Below are 13,812 nucleotides of genomic sequence, written 5' to 3'. Positions count from 1 at the left end.
GATCCGGCCGGCTGCGCCGCCTGTGGTCATATTCGGCATGGCGAGGTTCGGTCGAGATGCTTCACTCCGCGCTAATAAAACCTGCCCTTTGTCCAAAGCACGACCGAGTGCCTATAACGTGTTATAACATGGCCCCAATTATCTTGCCGCTAACCTATTGAATGGATTGTGTATTTTCAAGCGCCGCTTTGTTTCCAATTTTACACCACCCCCCCAATTGGAAACACGCGGTGCTCTCTCGAACGTCAAAGCCCCGCAGTGATTGCGGGCGCCAAACGCCATGCTGTCCGTTGTCTCGAACGCGTTGCTTGCAGGAAAAGGCCGAGGAAATCCAGCGACACGTCGAACAGCGTTTGACGCCGTAGGCAGCTGGCTCCGGTCTTCAGAAAAAGGCGACAGCGGATTCAGCGTCGAAAGCCGGCGGCTTCACTTCCCTCGCTAGCTAGAAATGACTGTGAACCGCAAACGGAGACACTGATGACCATCGCCACCGGGACCGCCTCATGGACTGATCCAACGCTCATTGCAAGCAAGCGATTATCCACCTGGCTGCACCAGCGCAGAGGCTCGCTTGCGGTTTTATGCGACCCGGTTCCCATTGGTCGAAATGGACTCCAGCTACTACGCAATGCCGAGCGCCTCGAACTCGGTCCTTTGGGCAGAGCGCACGCCCCCTGACTTCACTTTCAATATAAAGGCATTCCGGCGTTTCACTGGCCATCAGCCCGACCGCACTAAGCTGCCCAAAGACATTCAGGCCGCGCTTCCGCCTAGCGAAAAGAAGAACCTGTACTACAAGGACACGCCGGGGGAAGTTCTTCGTAAGTTATGGCGTCGGTACATCGAAGCTATTGAGTCGCTAAGGAAGGCAGGAAAATTAGGCGCCGTGCATTTCCAGTTCGCTCCGTGGGTGGTGAATAACGAGGATGGCCGTGCGCACGTGGAACACTGCGCCGACGTCATGGAAGGCTTCACGGTCGCGGCGGAGTTCCGCCACAAGTCGTGGTTCTCCGAGAAAGCGCGGACCTCAACGATTCAGTTGGAGCGCGAGCGTGGCTTTGTAAATGTCGTTGTGGACGAACCGAACACGACCGCTAATTCGATTCCGGTCGTATGGGAGGTGACGAATTCCCGCCTCGCCTTAATCCGGCTGCACGGTCGTAACCACGAGACATGGAACGTTCAGGGCGCTGCCTCGGCTTCGTCGAGGTTTAACTATGACTACGACGACCGGGAGCTTGGAGAACTCGCGGCGATGATTTTGCAGAAAAAAAAGCAGGTTGAACGTACCCACGTGATATTCAACAATAATTTCGAGGATCAAGGCCAGCGGAACGCGAGGACGCTAATGGGTATCCTCGGCGGTGACGCGATACAGCCATACCGGATAGCCGGCAGTCGGCCAGGAGCTGTCATTCGCATCGACGAGCGTTGAACATCTGAGTGACCGTTCCTCATCGAACAACGGACGCACGGCAAGGGAGGGAATCAACTCTCGGCTAATTTTGGCTATAGTGCTCTTAGTCTTAGAAACGAGACTTATCTCTTAAACGAAGCGGGCACGGTCCCGAAATACAAAATGAGCCGTCTACCCAAAAGAGGTTTCCGGTCGCCTCGTCAAAGTGTCAGTGAGGGCGTGAAGGCTTCGTGGAAAAATCCGGAAATTGCTCGCGCGCGTGGCGAACAGCATGCTGCCGAGGTCACTGTAGATGGCATTACTACCCGATACAAGAGCGTGGCCAATGCGGCGCGCACGCTCGGTCTCGACGGCCTGCAGGAAACACGGCACATCCGCTTTCGGGGCGAACTGAAAGAGCGGCATGCTGCGAGCGCGGGCGCGACTCATGTGTGGACGGGGGACGACGGCAAACAGTACATCTTCCGGCTGGTCGACAAGGGCAGGAGTGAAGGTCAGCGCTCTACCAATCACCGTCCGGTCGAAGCAGTCTGGGACGTCTGCGGTCGTCACATAGATTTTTCCCAGCCGAAGGGACCGCCGTCCGTCAAGGAACAGATTTACAGTGAATGCGCAGCGCTCGGCGTTGTGAGAGGCACGGCGGTAACGCAGACATCCTCTTTCATCAAGTTCAAGGGCGACCGGGAAGCTGCCCAAGCTCACGCTCGCAGCTGGCCGTCAAACCAGACTAAAACTGATGAAGCCGAGCGCGATGACAACGATGTCGATGACACCACCTTTGACGATCTGCATGACCGCGGTGAAATCGGCAGCGATAATGCTGAACAGCAGATTCGGACCGTGAAACAGCATAAGCGCCGTGCGGACACCCGGAAGGCCGTGCTCGCGCGCACCGAACGTTGTGAGCGTGATGGGTGCGGTGAAAAGCAGCGCTTTGCAGGCTTTCTAGAAGTCCATCATATCCTCGGGGTCAGGAACGGTGACCGCCCGTGGAACTGTGTAGCCATCTGCCCGAATTGCCATACAGAAGCACATTACAGCCCGGACAAGGAAAATCTTAACCAGATACTGCTGGACTATGCGTCGCGATTCAGACGATGAACAGGCAAATTTCGTTTGTTAGTCGCGCTGATGATATGGCCAGTTGAGCGCACGGCGCTTCCGTTTGATGGTATTGGCGCCAGAAACAAAGCGTCATCAACCGCCGCATCGTCCAATGCATGGCCTCCCGAAGCCCAAACGCGCACGCGTGACATGCATTTTATTTTTTCAGCTCGATGCGCCGGCGCGCGGTTTGAGCGCAGGTGCCGGGAGCCGGCAGGGCGGCTACGAGCTGCTGAGAGCGCGTGGAGGCCTACATTTGCGATGAGAGAGGTGCCGTGCGGCTCCGTTCGGCCATGGGGCGTCATTCGTCTGAACCGTGGCTCGGACATTCAAACGCCGGCTTCGCTCATAAAACCGCCATTCATTGTTTCAACGAGACACATCACTTCATCGGCCTGTGTCGATGTCCGTGCATCGACGTGGGTGAGTTCGCTAGTTGGTTTAGGCCGGCCATTCACTGAATGGCACTAGCAAGCATCCGTTACTGACTCCGCCGACCGCAGTTACGACAGCCAATTCTAAGGATGAGTCTCTTCGTCCACTCGCCTGAAATGATCGATTAGCTTGTGCGAGACGCGCATAAATTCCGTCATTTCCTTGTCGCTCAGCACAGAAGACAGTGCTTCGAGAAGACGATGTTTGGCGCCCAGCTGATCATTGAAAGCCGCCTGCCCTGCTGTTGTGAGACGCAACTCGGCACGGCGACCGTCGGTTGCATGCGGAGCTGATTCAACCAGGTCGCGGGCTTTTAGCGTGCGCAACGCACGGCTCACCGTGACCTTGTCGTAGACCCAGTAGCGCGAGAATTCCGCCGCCGTAATGCCAGGCGAGTTTCCGATCGCCTCGAGCAGACGCCACTCCAGCAGCGGCAATTCGTGCAAGGGCAGCATTTGTTTCGTGTAGAGGCGCTCCAGCAACGTCGACAGGATCTGCACCTGCGATAGATCATACCGGTAGCGTTCTTGCGGAAACGGCCCCACCTCCGCCGCGTTTTTTTCACCCGACAGCCGATTCAGGAACGCCCGTGCCTGGCGTAATTCCTCGCTTTGCACCCGTGTCTTCAAAATCTCACTCCCGATGTCCTCGACCGACAGTATAGCCGTCGGCCGTCCGGCTCTGCTGTCTGCGCAGACGGCCCGCCCGGGTAGACGGCACGCGTAAACCCCGAGCGAATCGCTGTTGAAAATAGTTTCACATAAAGCGATACTAGTTTCAAATGAAACTAAATTAGAAGCGTGAATCAGCTTTCCTTAAGGAGACGTCATGGATTCAACCGATGTACCGAACCGCGAGCCGCGTGGCCGCGCGCACCGTTGGATGGTCGTCATACTATTTGCGGCGGCCTTCGCGCTCGCTTACCTCGACCGCCAGATTCTCACACTGCTGATCGATCCGATCCAGCATAGCCTGGGCTTGAACGATACACAGGTGGGATTGCTGCAGGGTCTGGCGTTCGCGCTATGTTTCGCGATCGGCGGTGTGCCGCTCGGCTGGCTGGTCGATAACCGCAATCGTGTGCGGGTTGCATCGAGCTGTGTTGCACTGTGGAGTATCGCAACGGCATCATCGGGACTCGCAGCCGGATACGCGCAACTGTTGGCGGTGCGCTCTGTCACGGCGTTGTCAGAGGCTGGCTGTTCACCGGCCGCTTTGTCGATTTTCGCAGATCTTTTTCCACCCCGGATGCTGCCGCGTGCAACGGCAATCTATACCGCGGCACCGTACATCGGCGGAAGTGCATCGCTCGTCGCGGGCGGCTATCTATTGAATCATTTCGGCCGCACGGGGGGCATGAACGTGCCCTGGATCGGACATCTGCAACCTTGGCAGGCGGTCTTTGCGGTTGTCGGCGTGCCTGGATTATTGCTCGCGTTGCTCATCCTGTTCGGCGTGCGCGAACCCCAACGCGGCGAGAACGCTGAACAGAAGAAAGATAGCGCCAGCCTGCGTGACGTAATGCACTTCATAACTCGCGATGCAGCCCATCTGCGTGGTTACTTTTGCGGCTACGCGTGCATTCTCGCGGCTTTTTTTTCGCTGATCACGTGGTATCCGACCTTCGCGATCCGCAGCCAGTTCGGAACTGCAGTGTCGCTCGGACCTGTGCTCGGCGTCGTGTTTCTGGTGTGTGGATTGGCCGGTTCGCTGAGTGGTCAGGGGTTCGTTGGGCGTGTTGCGGACACGGAAATCGTCGGTCGTGTGATTCGCCTGGCGGCGCGATTCAGTCTGATGCTGATTCCTGCGATCGTGCTGATGGCTTTTGGCGGGGCGCTTGTATGGTCCGCCGCTGGCTACGCGGTAATGGTCTTCGTGATCAGTATGTTGACGTCCCTGATGCCGATTCCGCTGCAGGTCGGCGTACCCAACCGCATGCGCGGCCGCGTGATCGGCCTCTTCATCTTTGGCGTCAATGTTGTCGGTACCGGCGCTGGACCGCTGCTGGTAGGTACGGCGAGTGACCGTCTCGCCGCTGGTCCCATCGACGCGCATGCGCTCTCCGTGTCGCTCGCCGTCGTACTGCTCGTCTGCGCGTGTGCAGCGTACTTTTCAATGAAACGTGCACTCAGGCAACTGGCTCGTGAGACCGCACCGGCGGCGCATCCGATTTCCCACTCCACCGATATTGCGTGATGAACATTCAATACTTTTCCGCGAGCGATGAAGATCGCCGCTTCGCCGCCGCATTGCTTGGCGACGGCGGATTTGCAGAAGTCTACGCGAGCCCGCAGTCTGCAGGCGGTATGCGCGAGGCAACGCGATCCATTCTGAAATCGAATTCATACGCAGTCGATGCGCCGGGCGTTGTCGTCACATCTTGCGAAGTCGCCGGTGTGCAGTGCGAAAAAATTGTCACGAGCGATGCAGACGCCAACGGGCTCATTGTGTTTCTGCACGGTGGCGGCTTCGTGCGTGGCAGTCTCGAACTGGGCCGCCGAAGCGCGATCGAACTGGCGGCGTTGTCAAAGCGCACGGTGCTCGCGATCGGCTTCAGGCAGGCACCCGAGCATCGTTTTCCCGCCGCGAGTCTGGACGTTCTTCATGTCTATCGCGCATTGCTCGCGAAAGGTCATGAGAGCCGGGCGATCGTGTTCGTCGGCGAATCGGCGGGCGGGTGTCTCGCGCTGACCTTGCCGGCGCGCGTCATGCGCGGCGAATGTCCGTTGCCAGCCGGCATGGCGGGCCTATGTCCCATGGCTGATTTGCGGATGCACGGTGCCTCATGGCACGTGAATGCCGCGCGTGATATCGCCACGCGTGAAATGGGCGAGCGGATGCTCGATCTCTATATCGACGACGCGGACAAGAGCGATCCACTCGCGGCACCGTTGAACACGCCCTATGACGCGAGCGCGAACGTGCTGCTGTGTGTAGGCGCGAACGAAGTGATGTTGAGCGACGTGGAGCGCTTCGCCGATCACGCAGACCGCGCTGGCGCACGCGTCGCGCTGAATATCTACGAAACCATGCCACACGGTTTCACCAAATTCGACACGCCGCTAGCACGCAAAGCGATGCGACACACGGCGGACTGGTGCGTCGATCGTTTGTTCGATGCGCGTTAGCGGATCGAATCTCCGCTGCGCAAACAAAAAAATATAGACTGGTCTGGAGACGCCATGAAAAAAGTACTGACGGGCATCGCGCTCGCGATAGCCTGCATTTCGTCCGTTCACGCGCAAAGCTCGGTCACGCTATACGGCATTCTCGATGCGGGCATCACCTATGTGAGCAATCAAAGAGGCCACAGTGCCGTCATCGAAGATACGGGTATCGCCCAGGCGAATCGCTGGGGTTTGCTGGGATCCGAAGATCTTGGTGGTGGCATGAAAGCGATCTTCACGTTGGAGAACGGTTTCACGCTCGGTAACGGCGCGCTCGGCCAGGGCGGCGCAATGTTCGGACGCACGGCTGCCGTGGGACTGACTGGACGCTTCGGCACATTGACGCTAGGACGTCAGTACGATTTCATGCTTGATAACATCGTATTCGACACGGCTATCGCGCGATTCGGTGGCGTGTACGCTACGCACCTGCTGGACATCGACCGCCTTGCAGGCGAACAGGTCAACAATTCGGTGAAGTACGTGACCGGTAACGTGGCCGGCTTCAGTGCTGGGGCGATGTATGGCTTTAGCAACGTGGCGGGTTCGTTTGGTGGAACGACCGGTGCACCACGCTTCACGAGTTTCGGCCTGAATTACGATAACGGTGGTCCGTTTGCGATCGGTGCGGCTTATACCAACGCCAATGGCACGGGCGCCTCGGTGGCCGAAGCCGCGTTGCTCGGCACATCGATTCGTAACATCGGCGTGGGTGCACGCTATCGGTTCGGATCGTTGACGATATTCGGCAACTACACGAACAATCGCGTGAGCGGCGTGCCAGGCACGGGCAAACTGTTAGTCAGTGTAGTAGAGGGCGGTTTCGATTATTTCTTCGCGCCGGATCTGTACGGAGGTATTGCGTACATGTACGACCACTATCCGGAAGTTCAGTTTGGGCAGATGAGCGCGGCGCTGCACTACCTGTTGTCGAAGCGAACTGACGTCTACGTCAGTGCTAATTTTGCTCACAGTAACTCGGCCGCTCAACCGGCGGGGCTCTTTCTGATTGTGAATCCAGCGACCAATGTGGGGTATTCGACAAGTCAGAATCAACTCGCCTTGCGCGTTGGCTTGCGGACCAAGTTCTAAACTCCGTGCAATGGGCCAAGAAATGACGGCGCTCAGCCGTGGCCCAAATTAGGCCCTCGGCGGTCAATGACCGATCGACCTCCGAAACGGTCATTGAGAGGTGGCGTGCCGGAGGTCTGAGAGGGATCGATCACTGACCCTCGCCATCGACGTCACCGGTAACCCCTGATGAGCATATGTTCCGAGAACAGAATCGCGCCGTGAAGCGACTTAATCCACATCGACGCGAGTGCACAACCTGTCACTTCGATCGATCCGACAACAACCGATATAGCGCCTGACGCGAAATACCGAGCGCCGCTGCCGCGTGGCTTTTGACCCCATTCGCTTTAGCGACCGCCGTTTGGGCCATCTCGTGCGTCACCTCGGCATTCTTCTTGCCGGCCTGCGCGTAATGTGTCGAAAGATACGCATTCGCCTTGGTCGCGCGGCTGTGGCCCGCTGCCTCGACGACTCGCTGCATAGCTTCCCTGTGCAGATCGCGATCAACCCTTTCGCCCGGTCGTTTGACCGGCGCTGGAACACCAGTGAGTCGCTCATACATCTGCTGAAGAAACTGGTGACGCAGACCGTGACTGGTCACCCCAATGCCCCCCTGAGTCACACCGTGCTTTTTCAGGACTTTATAGTAGCGCGCCTTCCACTGCTGCTTCGTCCGTCCGTGCGGGATAGTCGATCCGGTGAACGGATTCGCAAGATGCGCCGCTTCTTCGAGCACGGACAGTTTAAATTCAATCGGCACTACGCGGTCCCTGCCACCTTTTGTACCGCGCGTGACACGCAGCAAACCATCATCTCGAACCGCTTCGGCTGGGCGTAAAAGAAAACTTTCTTCAACGCGCAGCCCGAATGCCGCCTGGAGCTTCAACTGAACCGCGACGTTCGCATCGGTGACGGCAATTTCAGCGATCTTCGCCGCCGCGTCGATGCCGTGACCTTCCCACGATTTATCCTCCTGCGCTACGTACGTCCGCACGAGATCGAGCGCCTCGCGGTCGACGTAATCGGCTAGCGTGCCGACGAGGCCGGGCTTATAAATCCACTCGCTTAACGCTCGCAGATAGGTCAGTTTGTTTTCGATCGTGCCGCCGCTCAGCTTCGATTTGACCCAGAAATCCACAAGGAACCGTACGTGCTTCTGCTTCAATGCGAACGGGGACTGCAGCGCATAGCCGTTTTGCCGCAATTCCTCGAACGACTTGCAGATCGCCTGCGTCCGAAATTTCTGCGTCCTGACCGACAGTGGCTTCGCACTGACCCGCGTGCGACTGTGAACCCGGTTCACGTTCCTCATCAGCAACTCCTCGAGCGCCCCTTTGAAGTCCGCTGGCAATCGGTAATCGCGCAGTACCGCGCGTATGTTCAATATTGCTGACTTCATCAGTCTCTTAGTCCACGAATTTGAGTGGCACGTCCTCTGCGATCTCGCTACGCGAACCGACAGGGTTCCCGCCACAAGCCGCGCCATCATTAAGACAACGCCCGTCGGCATTCGCCGGGTGCCGCAATTCCGAGCGAACCATGCCGCCGGCGCGGCACATCGCATCCTTCTGATCGCGCCGCGCGCGGGACGCCCGGGAGCCTATCCCCTGCATCGACCTTTTGCGCTACGCGGTGCGTGCCCCGCCGGGTCCTGCCTTCCTGTCCTTTAGCGATTCCATCTGATCAGCCCCGCACGTGGAAGATACGTGCATCGACTGTCCGTGCTGCTGCCTGCTGCCAGCCCTCACGCTCCCGCGTGACAACCGCCTGCGACCTTGCTGCGTTGCGCCTCGGCGAACCGGATCTGCCTTTGCAGAATCCATCGTCGCTGATCGTCCCGCTTCCGTCGCTGGTAGAGCCTCAGAGCTTTTCGCTCCGCGAATCCGCTATGCGGCTGCTACGGCTACCGCGCCGGCCGAAACACGCTTTCGCGCGCTTGTGTGCCCCTGTCTCTCGACTCGCACGACTGTGGCCATTTGCTCGGTAATTCCTTTTGCGCCATTTCTTCTCCGGCTGCGCCTGCCGTAAATCTTCCGTACAGGGACATGCCCGCCGCAATGGCGTACACATACCCCCATCCCCAAGCGCGTTCAATCCGCCGCGGTGTGTCGGGCCTCTTGCAACGTACCCAGCTTCGTGTGCTGAAAGGATGTGTCCATGCTCATTGATACGTGGTGATTCCCGGTGTCGAATGTGTCCGACTGTCCGAGGCCACCTCGTCTCAATTCGCAAAATGGGGCAAAACCGCCCGCTAACCCAATGGATATCGCGTGTCCGGGGTCCTCAAGTTGGCCCACGGTGTATTTGATTTGATTCAGAAAAAGGCCGCTTCATTTTGCGGCCTGTGACAGGAAGGTAAATCGCCAGGCAAAGCGATCCCTTCAATGGTGAAACTCGGAGGTCGATGCGCGAATCGCGCGGTTGGTAACGTAGAGATTAAAGGCCCACGCGACACGCGGCGGTGCGAAAGCTGCGTAAATGTTGCGAGCTTTTACCGCCTTGACTTCTCTCGCACGCCTATAGAGTTGGATCGTCATGCAGGCGCTGGGGCACATTTTGGTCACACATGTGCCCGTTAAATGGCCAAGCGGTTTAGCGCGACTAATCAGCGTCGCTGCTTGGGCACATAAGTGCCCAAATTTGGCCCCACGCCTCGCAGCGACCAACCCCTTACAACTCTGGAGAGAGCCATGAAAGTTTCAGTTTTCGCAGTAGACGTCGGATACGGCAATACCAAGAGTGCGTTTCGTATGGGCTCCGACATCGCCACGCAGATGTTTCCATCGCTAGCACCCCTTGCCGTTAGCGATGCGGTGTCCGGTTTCGGCCAGGGAGTGCTTTCAGCGCGCAAGGTCGCGCCGATCGAGGTCGACGGAACGACATATGAGATCGGCCCCGGCGTCGAAATGTCGTCTGCCTACGGCAATGCCGGGCGGACGCTGTCGGAGGACTTCTGCCTTACGCCCAGCTATGCCGCACTGCTCGGCGGTTCGCTGCATTTCGCCGGCGTGACAGAAGTTGAGCGCATGGTACTCGGCCTGCCGGTCCACACTATCACGCAGTATTCTGCGCACCTTCGTGACGCATTCACAGGCACGCTCGATTTCGGGCACGGCCCGGTGAAGGTGAATTCCGTCAAGGTCGTGCCGCAACCCCTCGGCTCACTCGTCTCGTTCTCGGAGTACGGCGGAGAGAGGTTCGATCGCGAAAACGCGCACCTCGTGATCGACGTTGGTTATTTCACGACCGACTGGGTTGTCGCGCACGGTTTCACCATGAACGACCGGCGCAGCGGCGGCGTCCCCGGCGGCGCATCCCAGGTCTACAAACGCATCGCTGCGTTGATCTCGAAGGAAGAGTCCGAGCCGGTCGACGTCGAGCGCATCGACAAATGTCTTCGTGAGAAGAAACCGATGCTGTTCTACGGTAGGGACATTGACCTCGCTCCGCTGCTTGAGCAGTCTGAGGCCGTCATGACCTCAACGGTCAAGGATATGCAGAACCGCGTAGGGCGCACCGCGGACCTTCGCTCGATCGTACTGACCGGCGGCGGAGCCAAGCTCTATGAGCCCGTCATCCGGGCAGCCTTCCCCCGCGCCCAGCTCGACGTTCTCGAGGCGCCCTGCTATGCAAACGTAAAAGGCTTCCTGATTGTCGGTGAAGCCACCCTCGCGCGCGAACGCAAGGCGATGGGAGCCGCTGCATGAACGGGAAGATGCTGATCAAGGTAACGCTGAACGAAGCGACCGACCCTGATCTCTTCGCCTATCTCAGCCAGTTTGCAAATGCACGGCTAAGGGCCGGTGCGTTCAGGTCCATCGCGGGGGCTGCAGTCCGCGGCGATCGCGCGCAGTCCGCCTTGCCACTCCGCGGGCTTATCAACGAGCAGGGGTCGTCGACGACGATGCTCACGGGCTCTCGATCGGGATATAGCCGACCTGCGGAAAGGCCGAAGTCGATGCCGGACGCTTCCGCGGCTGCTAGCCGGTCAGAGGCTGCCTTTGCGAGCGATCTGCCGTCAGTCGTCCATTCGCCGCCCTCAGCGCGGCGGTTCGACACGGACGCGATAGGCGAGCAGTTCGCCGACTTCTGAGGTAGTCCGATGGCCTTGACTTCGCAGTACATTTGCGAAGATGGGTCATCGGCTCACGGCGAAGTCAACTGTGAGCAACCTGCCCTACGGACCAAACCATGAACCTTTTCGATCTACTCGCTCAATCCGACTGGACGCGCGCGGCACGCTTCTGGATTCTCGTGGCGGCCGGCCTGGCAGTATGGGAGTCCGCTGTGCTGTTCCTGCGCGCCCTCAACGCCCGTTTGATGAAAGGTGGCGACGATGTTCAGTAAATTCATGGGTCTTCCACCCATCTATCGACGGGTGATCCTCGCTGTTGTGCTGTTCGCGATCTGTTGCATCGACACCGAGTTTCCGAAAAGCCGTGTCAGCGACACTATTTTCGTGGTTTGCCTTTCCGCGTGGTACTACACAGTCGGTCTGGTGCGGCCGACCATCCTCTTTTTCGCCTTTCTGCTGAAAGTCGTGTTTCGCTATCACGCCTACAATGATTGACGGGGCCGCGTGAGGAGCGCGGCCGCCAAAGCTGATCCCGCCATTACGCGCGGGCGAAAAAAACCCGGCACATTGGCCGGGTTTTGTCTTCAAGGGATGGTTGACACGTTAATGCAGTAACGCGACGCCCTGTGCGCTTGCCTGACGGCGAACGCAGTATGACCAGACGTCATCAAACGGGATGCCGACCTTTTCGGGTCTGGGGTTCTCCCGCCGATAGCGGTCGATCACGTCGTACGCAACAGCATCCGACTTCCCAACGCGAACAGAACCGTTCTTCACGCCAGAGGTAGCAACGATCTTGAACCGGCCAACAATCATGGTGAACATGCTTTTCTCCAAAAAAAAGCCCGGACGGATTGCGGCCCCGGCGGGGACGAATCCCCACCGGGCGGTTTAAAAAATTCGGCGGGAGCGCCCGCTTTCAATCAGACATGCAACGCGTGATGCGCCTTGGCACTTTGCTTTCTGTGTGCTAGCGCCAGCGGCGCCGACCACGAGGCAACCCACTCGTCCGCGAAGATATGGACAACGCGTATGCCGAGGCCTTCCGGGACGACAAAGTCGGACAGCAGAGCCCGGTTCAGGCAGTACCACACGGGTACACGGAACTTCATGTATGCGCCGAGGACCGTCTCCAGCCCTTCGCCGACGCCGATCTCACCGTTGACCGGATCCATCAGCCGGACTGCGCCGCCGTTGAGCTTGTGAAGCGTCACGTCGTTCAACTTCGACGGCAGAACTTCCCCATCGCTAGTGATGATCGTCGCCTTCGCAGGCTTTGACCGCTCAAGGAAAGTGCGATGCAATGTGCCTAACCGGCCATCCGGCAACGTCAATCTGGCCAGGATACCCCGGCCATTCGCCGACCACCTTCTTATCGTGCCGATACTCGAGCATCCCCAGAGGCAATGCGCCAGACGGGGCGACATCGAGGCCGGGCACTTGCGCACGAAGGTACCGCGATACCAGGTCATCCCTGCCGATGGCATTTGCCCGTTCCCACATCGAATCGAGCCGCTTTTGCGCCCACGCTGGATCGACCTTTCGGCGCGGCGCCGGCGCATTGCTGGCACGACGGGCAACAGCAGGACCGCCCCCGTCGAACTCAACCATCAACTCGCGAAACCTGATTCCTGTGGCTTTGCAGATCAGCTCGAAGCCGTCGCCGGCCTTAAGGTCGCCGTCACTGCACTTCCGGCAAACCCTGTCACCCCGGCCGCGCTTGGTGTCATAGGTAAAGCGGTAGTCTCCGCCGCAGATCGGACACGGTGCGCCCTTCCCGGTTAGTGAGCTTGCGGGCACTCCAAACTTCTGGAGCAACGCAAGCCACTGTTCCGGGGACAGCTTGACGTCCTTAACATTCATTTGTCACTTCAGTTGTGGATGTGGTTGAGCTCGATGCCTTCGAGAAGGCGGTGAAACCGTTGCTCAAAAAAGCCGTCCGGGCGCGCCGATTCGCACTCGAACGAACTGCTTTTTTCAGCAAGGAAATACACGCGAAGGGGATGCCGGCACCGGTCCGTTCAGATGCGGGAAAAGAAGCTCACCTTCGTTACTTCGGCATCCCCGGATGGGATCTCCAAAGCAACGGAAGGTGAGGCAATACGGGAATGATAGTGAGGATTTACAAGATCAGAACGCAATGAGCGCGCACTGCATACAGCGTCAGCTTCTCACCCGGCTCGAGTTCGATCGTGGTCAGTTTCAGCGGCGCTTTGAGGACGTGGAAAATCTGGTCACGGCTGTAGGGAAAGACGCCGATCCGGGCATCGCTTGGCATGGTGAGCGGGTCCGCGCCGCCGTTAAAGGGATTCACCGGGCTCATAGCGTCAGCCACGATCATTGCCGGGTTCAGTGATCCAGTGCCCATAGGTTTCTTGGCCTGAACATCCTGTGTGCAAAGACAGTCGCTGCAAACATGAAGGAAACCTAACCATAATCTGCCAGGTTCCTGCAGATGCATCAACCGCTTTCCACTTCAGATCCTTGCTATACAAGGCGCTTCGAATTATTAAGACCCGACCAATTGGAAACATTCGGAG

Annotated in this window: 14 protein-coding genes and 1 pseudogene; 9 read left to right on the top strand and 6 right to left on the bottom strand. The window is 58.4% G+C overall.

Annotated elements, in window-relative coordinates:
- Positions 1-523 precede the first annotated feature (523 nt).
- A complete protein-coding gene (locus PQR54_RS25370; RefSeq protein ID WP_408250488.1) occupies positions 524-1,435 on the top strand; it encodes a DUF72 domain-containing protein in 912 nt (303 codons plus the stop codon).
- 144 nt (positions 1,436-1,579) lie between these two features.
- Entirely contained in the window at positions 1,580-2,518 is a 939-nt protein-coding gene (locus PQR54_RS25365) for an HNH endonuclease (RefSeq protein ID WP_408250486.1), read from the top strand.
- 521 nt (positions 2,519-3,039) lie between these two features.
- Here the strand turns inward: PQR54_RS25365 and PQR54_RS25360 are convergent.
- Entirely contained in the window at positions 3,040-3,585 is a 546-nt protein-coding gene (locus PQR54_RS25360; RefSeq protein ID WP_408250484.1) for a MarR family winged helix-turn-helix transcriptional regulator, read from the bottom strand.
- Between the two features lie 199 nt (positions 3,586-3,784).
- On the opposite strand from PQR54_RS25360, the gene PQR54_RS25355 reads away from it, so the two are divergent.
- The 3 genes from PQR54_RS25355 to PQR54_RS25345 are packed head-to-tail and all read left to right on the top strand — an operon-like array spanning position 3,785 to position 7,215.
- Entirely contained in the window at positions 3,785-5,152 is a 1,368-nt protein-coding gene (locus PQR54_RS25355; RefSeq protein ID WP_408250482.1) for an MFS transporter, read from the top strand.
- Positions 5,152-6,084 (top strand): alpha/beta hydrolase fold domain-containing protein, encoded by a 933-nt coding sequence (locus PQR54_RS25350; protein ID WP_408250480.1) that lies wholly within the window; start codon positions 5,152-5,154, stop codon positions 6,082-6,084. Before PQR54_RS25355 ends, PQR54_RS25350 begins: the two co-directional genes overlap by 1 nt.
- A 54-nt stretch (positions 6,085-6,138) precedes the next feature.
- The gene (locus tag PQR54_RS25345) at positions 6,139-7,215 is read left to right on the top strand and encodes a porin (protein ID WP_408250478.1); all 1,077 of its coding nucleotides are present in this window, start codon (positions 6,139-6,141) and stop codon (positions 7,213-7,215) included.
- A gap of 241 nt (positions 7,216-7,456) precedes the next feature.
- Here the strand turns inward: PQR54_RS25345 and PQR54_RS25340 are convergent, their stop codons facing one another.
- A complete protein-coding gene (locus tag PQR54_RS25340; protein WP_408250476.1) occupies positions 7,457-8,596 on the bottom strand; it encodes an integrase domain-containing protein in 1,140 nt (379 codons plus the stop codon).
- 1,291 nt (positions 8,597-9,887) lie between these two features.
- Between PQR54_RS25340 and PQR54_RS25335 the strand changes: the two genes are divergently transcribed.
- The 4 genes from PQR54_RS25335 (at position 9,888) to PQR54_RS25320 (ending at position 11,767) form a co-directional block, all read left to right on the top strand.
- Complete coding sequence (locus tag PQR54_RS25335) at positions 9,888-10,904, top strand: PRTRC system protein D (RefSeq protein ID WP_408250474.1); 1,017 nt, start codon at positions 9,888-9,890, stop codon at positions 10,902-10,904.
- Complete coding sequence (locus tag PQR54_RS25330; protein ID WP_408250472.1) at positions 10,901-11,290, top strand: hypothetical protein; 390 nt, start codon at positions 10,901-10,903, stop codon at positions 11,288-11,290. Before PQR54_RS25335 ends, PQR54_RS25330 begins: the two co-directional genes overlap by 4 nt.
- Positions 11,291-11,388: 98 nt before the next feature.
- On the top strand, positions 11,389-11,544 hold the full coding sequence (locus tag PQR54_RS25325; protein WP_408250470.1) for a hypothetical protein: 156 nt from the start codon (positions 11,389-11,391) through the stop codon (positions 11,542-11,544).
- Entirely contained in the window at positions 11,534-11,767 is a 234-nt protein-coding gene (locus PQR54_RS25320) for a hypothetical protein (RefSeq protein ID WP_408250468.1), read from the top strand. The genes PQR54_RS25325 and PQR54_RS25320 overlap by 11 nt, the downstream gene beginning before the upstream one ends.
- A gap of 108 nt (positions 11,768-11,875) precedes the next feature.
- Here the strand turns inward: PQR54_RS25320 and PQR54_RS25315 are convergent, their stop codons facing one another.
- From PQR54_RS25315 to PQR54_RS25300, 4 genes and pseudogenes are all read right to left on the bottom strand, one after another.
- Positions 11,876-12,097, bottom strand: a complete 222-nt coding sequence (locus tag PQR54_RS25315; protein ID WP_408250466.1) for a hypothetical protein — start codon at positions 12,095-12,097, stop codon at positions 11,876-11,878.
- A 98-nt stretch (positions 12,098-12,195) separates the two neighbouring features.
- Complete coding sequence (locus PQR54_RS25310) at positions 12,196-12,495, bottom strand: hypothetical protein (RefSeq protein ID WP_408250464.1); 300 nt, start codon at positions 12,493-12,495, stop codon at positions 12,196-12,198.
- A gap of 61 nt (positions 12,496-12,556) precedes the next feature.
- A complete protein-coding gene (locus tag PQR54_RS25305; protein WP_408250462.1) occupies positions 12,557-13,135 on the bottom strand; it encodes a primase-helicase zinc-binding domain-containing protein in 579 nt (192 codons plus the stop codon).
- A 301-nt stretch (positions 13,136-13,436) separates the two neighbouring features.
- A pseudogene (locus PQR54_RS25300) lies at positions 13,437-13,640 on the bottom strand (TrbG/VirB9 family P-type conjugative transfer protein); the annotation flags it as partial.
- Positions 13,641-13,812 lie beyond the last annotated feature (172 nt).

It is taken from the genome of Paraburkholderia phytofirmans, assembly GCF_046028095.1.
GTDB classification, from domain to species: domain Bacteria; phylum Pseudomonadota; class Gammaproteobacteria; order Burkholderiales; family Burkholderiaceae; genus Paraburkholderia; species Paraburkholderia phytofirmans_A.
Note: the sequence above shows the minus strand (reverse complement) of the source record. Positions and strands in the feature narration are given on the sequence as shown.

Excerpts from the sequence above, each read along its gene's own strand:
- PQR54_RS25350 (WP_408250480.1), top strand. The coding sequence starts at position 5,152 with ATGAACATTCAATACTTTTCCGCGAGCGATGAAGATCGCCGCTTCGCC.
- PQR54_RS25355 (WP_408250482.1), top strand. The coding sequence starts at position 3,785 with ATGGATTCAACCGATGTACCGAACCGCGAGCCGCGTGGCCGCGCGCAC.
- PQR54_RS25345 (WP_408250478.1), top strand. The coding sequence starts at position 6,139 with ATGAAAAAAGTACTGACGGGCATCGCGCTCGCGATAGCCTGCATTTCG.
- PQR54_RS25305 (WP_408250462.1), bottom strand. The coding sequence starts at position 13,135 with ATGAATGTTAAGGACGTCAAGCTGTCCCCGGAACAGTGGCTTGCGTTG.
- PQR54_RS25335 (WP_408250474.1), top strand. The coding sequence starts at position 9,888 with ATGAAAGTTTCAGTTTTCGCAGTAGACGTCGGATACGGCAATACCAAG.
- PQR54_RS25365 (WP_408250486.1), top strand. The coding sequence starts at position 1,580 with ATGAGCCGTCTACCCAAAAGAGGTTTCCGGTCGCCTCGTCAAAGTGTC.
- PQR54_RS25320 (WP_408250468.1), top strand. The coding sequence starts at position 11,534 with ATGTTCAGTAAATTCATGGGTCTTCCACCCATCTATCGACGGGTGATC.
- PQR54_RS25330 (WP_408250472.1), top strand. The coding sequence starts at position 10,901 with ATGAACGGGAAGATGCTGATCAAGGTAACGCTGAACGAAGCGACCGAC.
- PQR54_RS25340 (WP_408250476.1), bottom strand. The coding sequence starts at position 8,596 with ATGAAGTCAGCAATATTGAACATACGCGCGGTACTGCGCGATTACCGA.
- PQR54_RS25325 (WP_408250470.1), top strand. The coding sequence starts at position 11,389 with ATGAACCTTTTCGATCTACTCGCTCAATCCGACTGGACGCGCGCGGCA.
- PQR54_RS25315 (WP_408250466.1), bottom strand. The coding sequence starts at position 12,097 with ATGTTCACCATGATTGTTGGCCGGTTCAAGATCGTTGCTACCTCTGGC.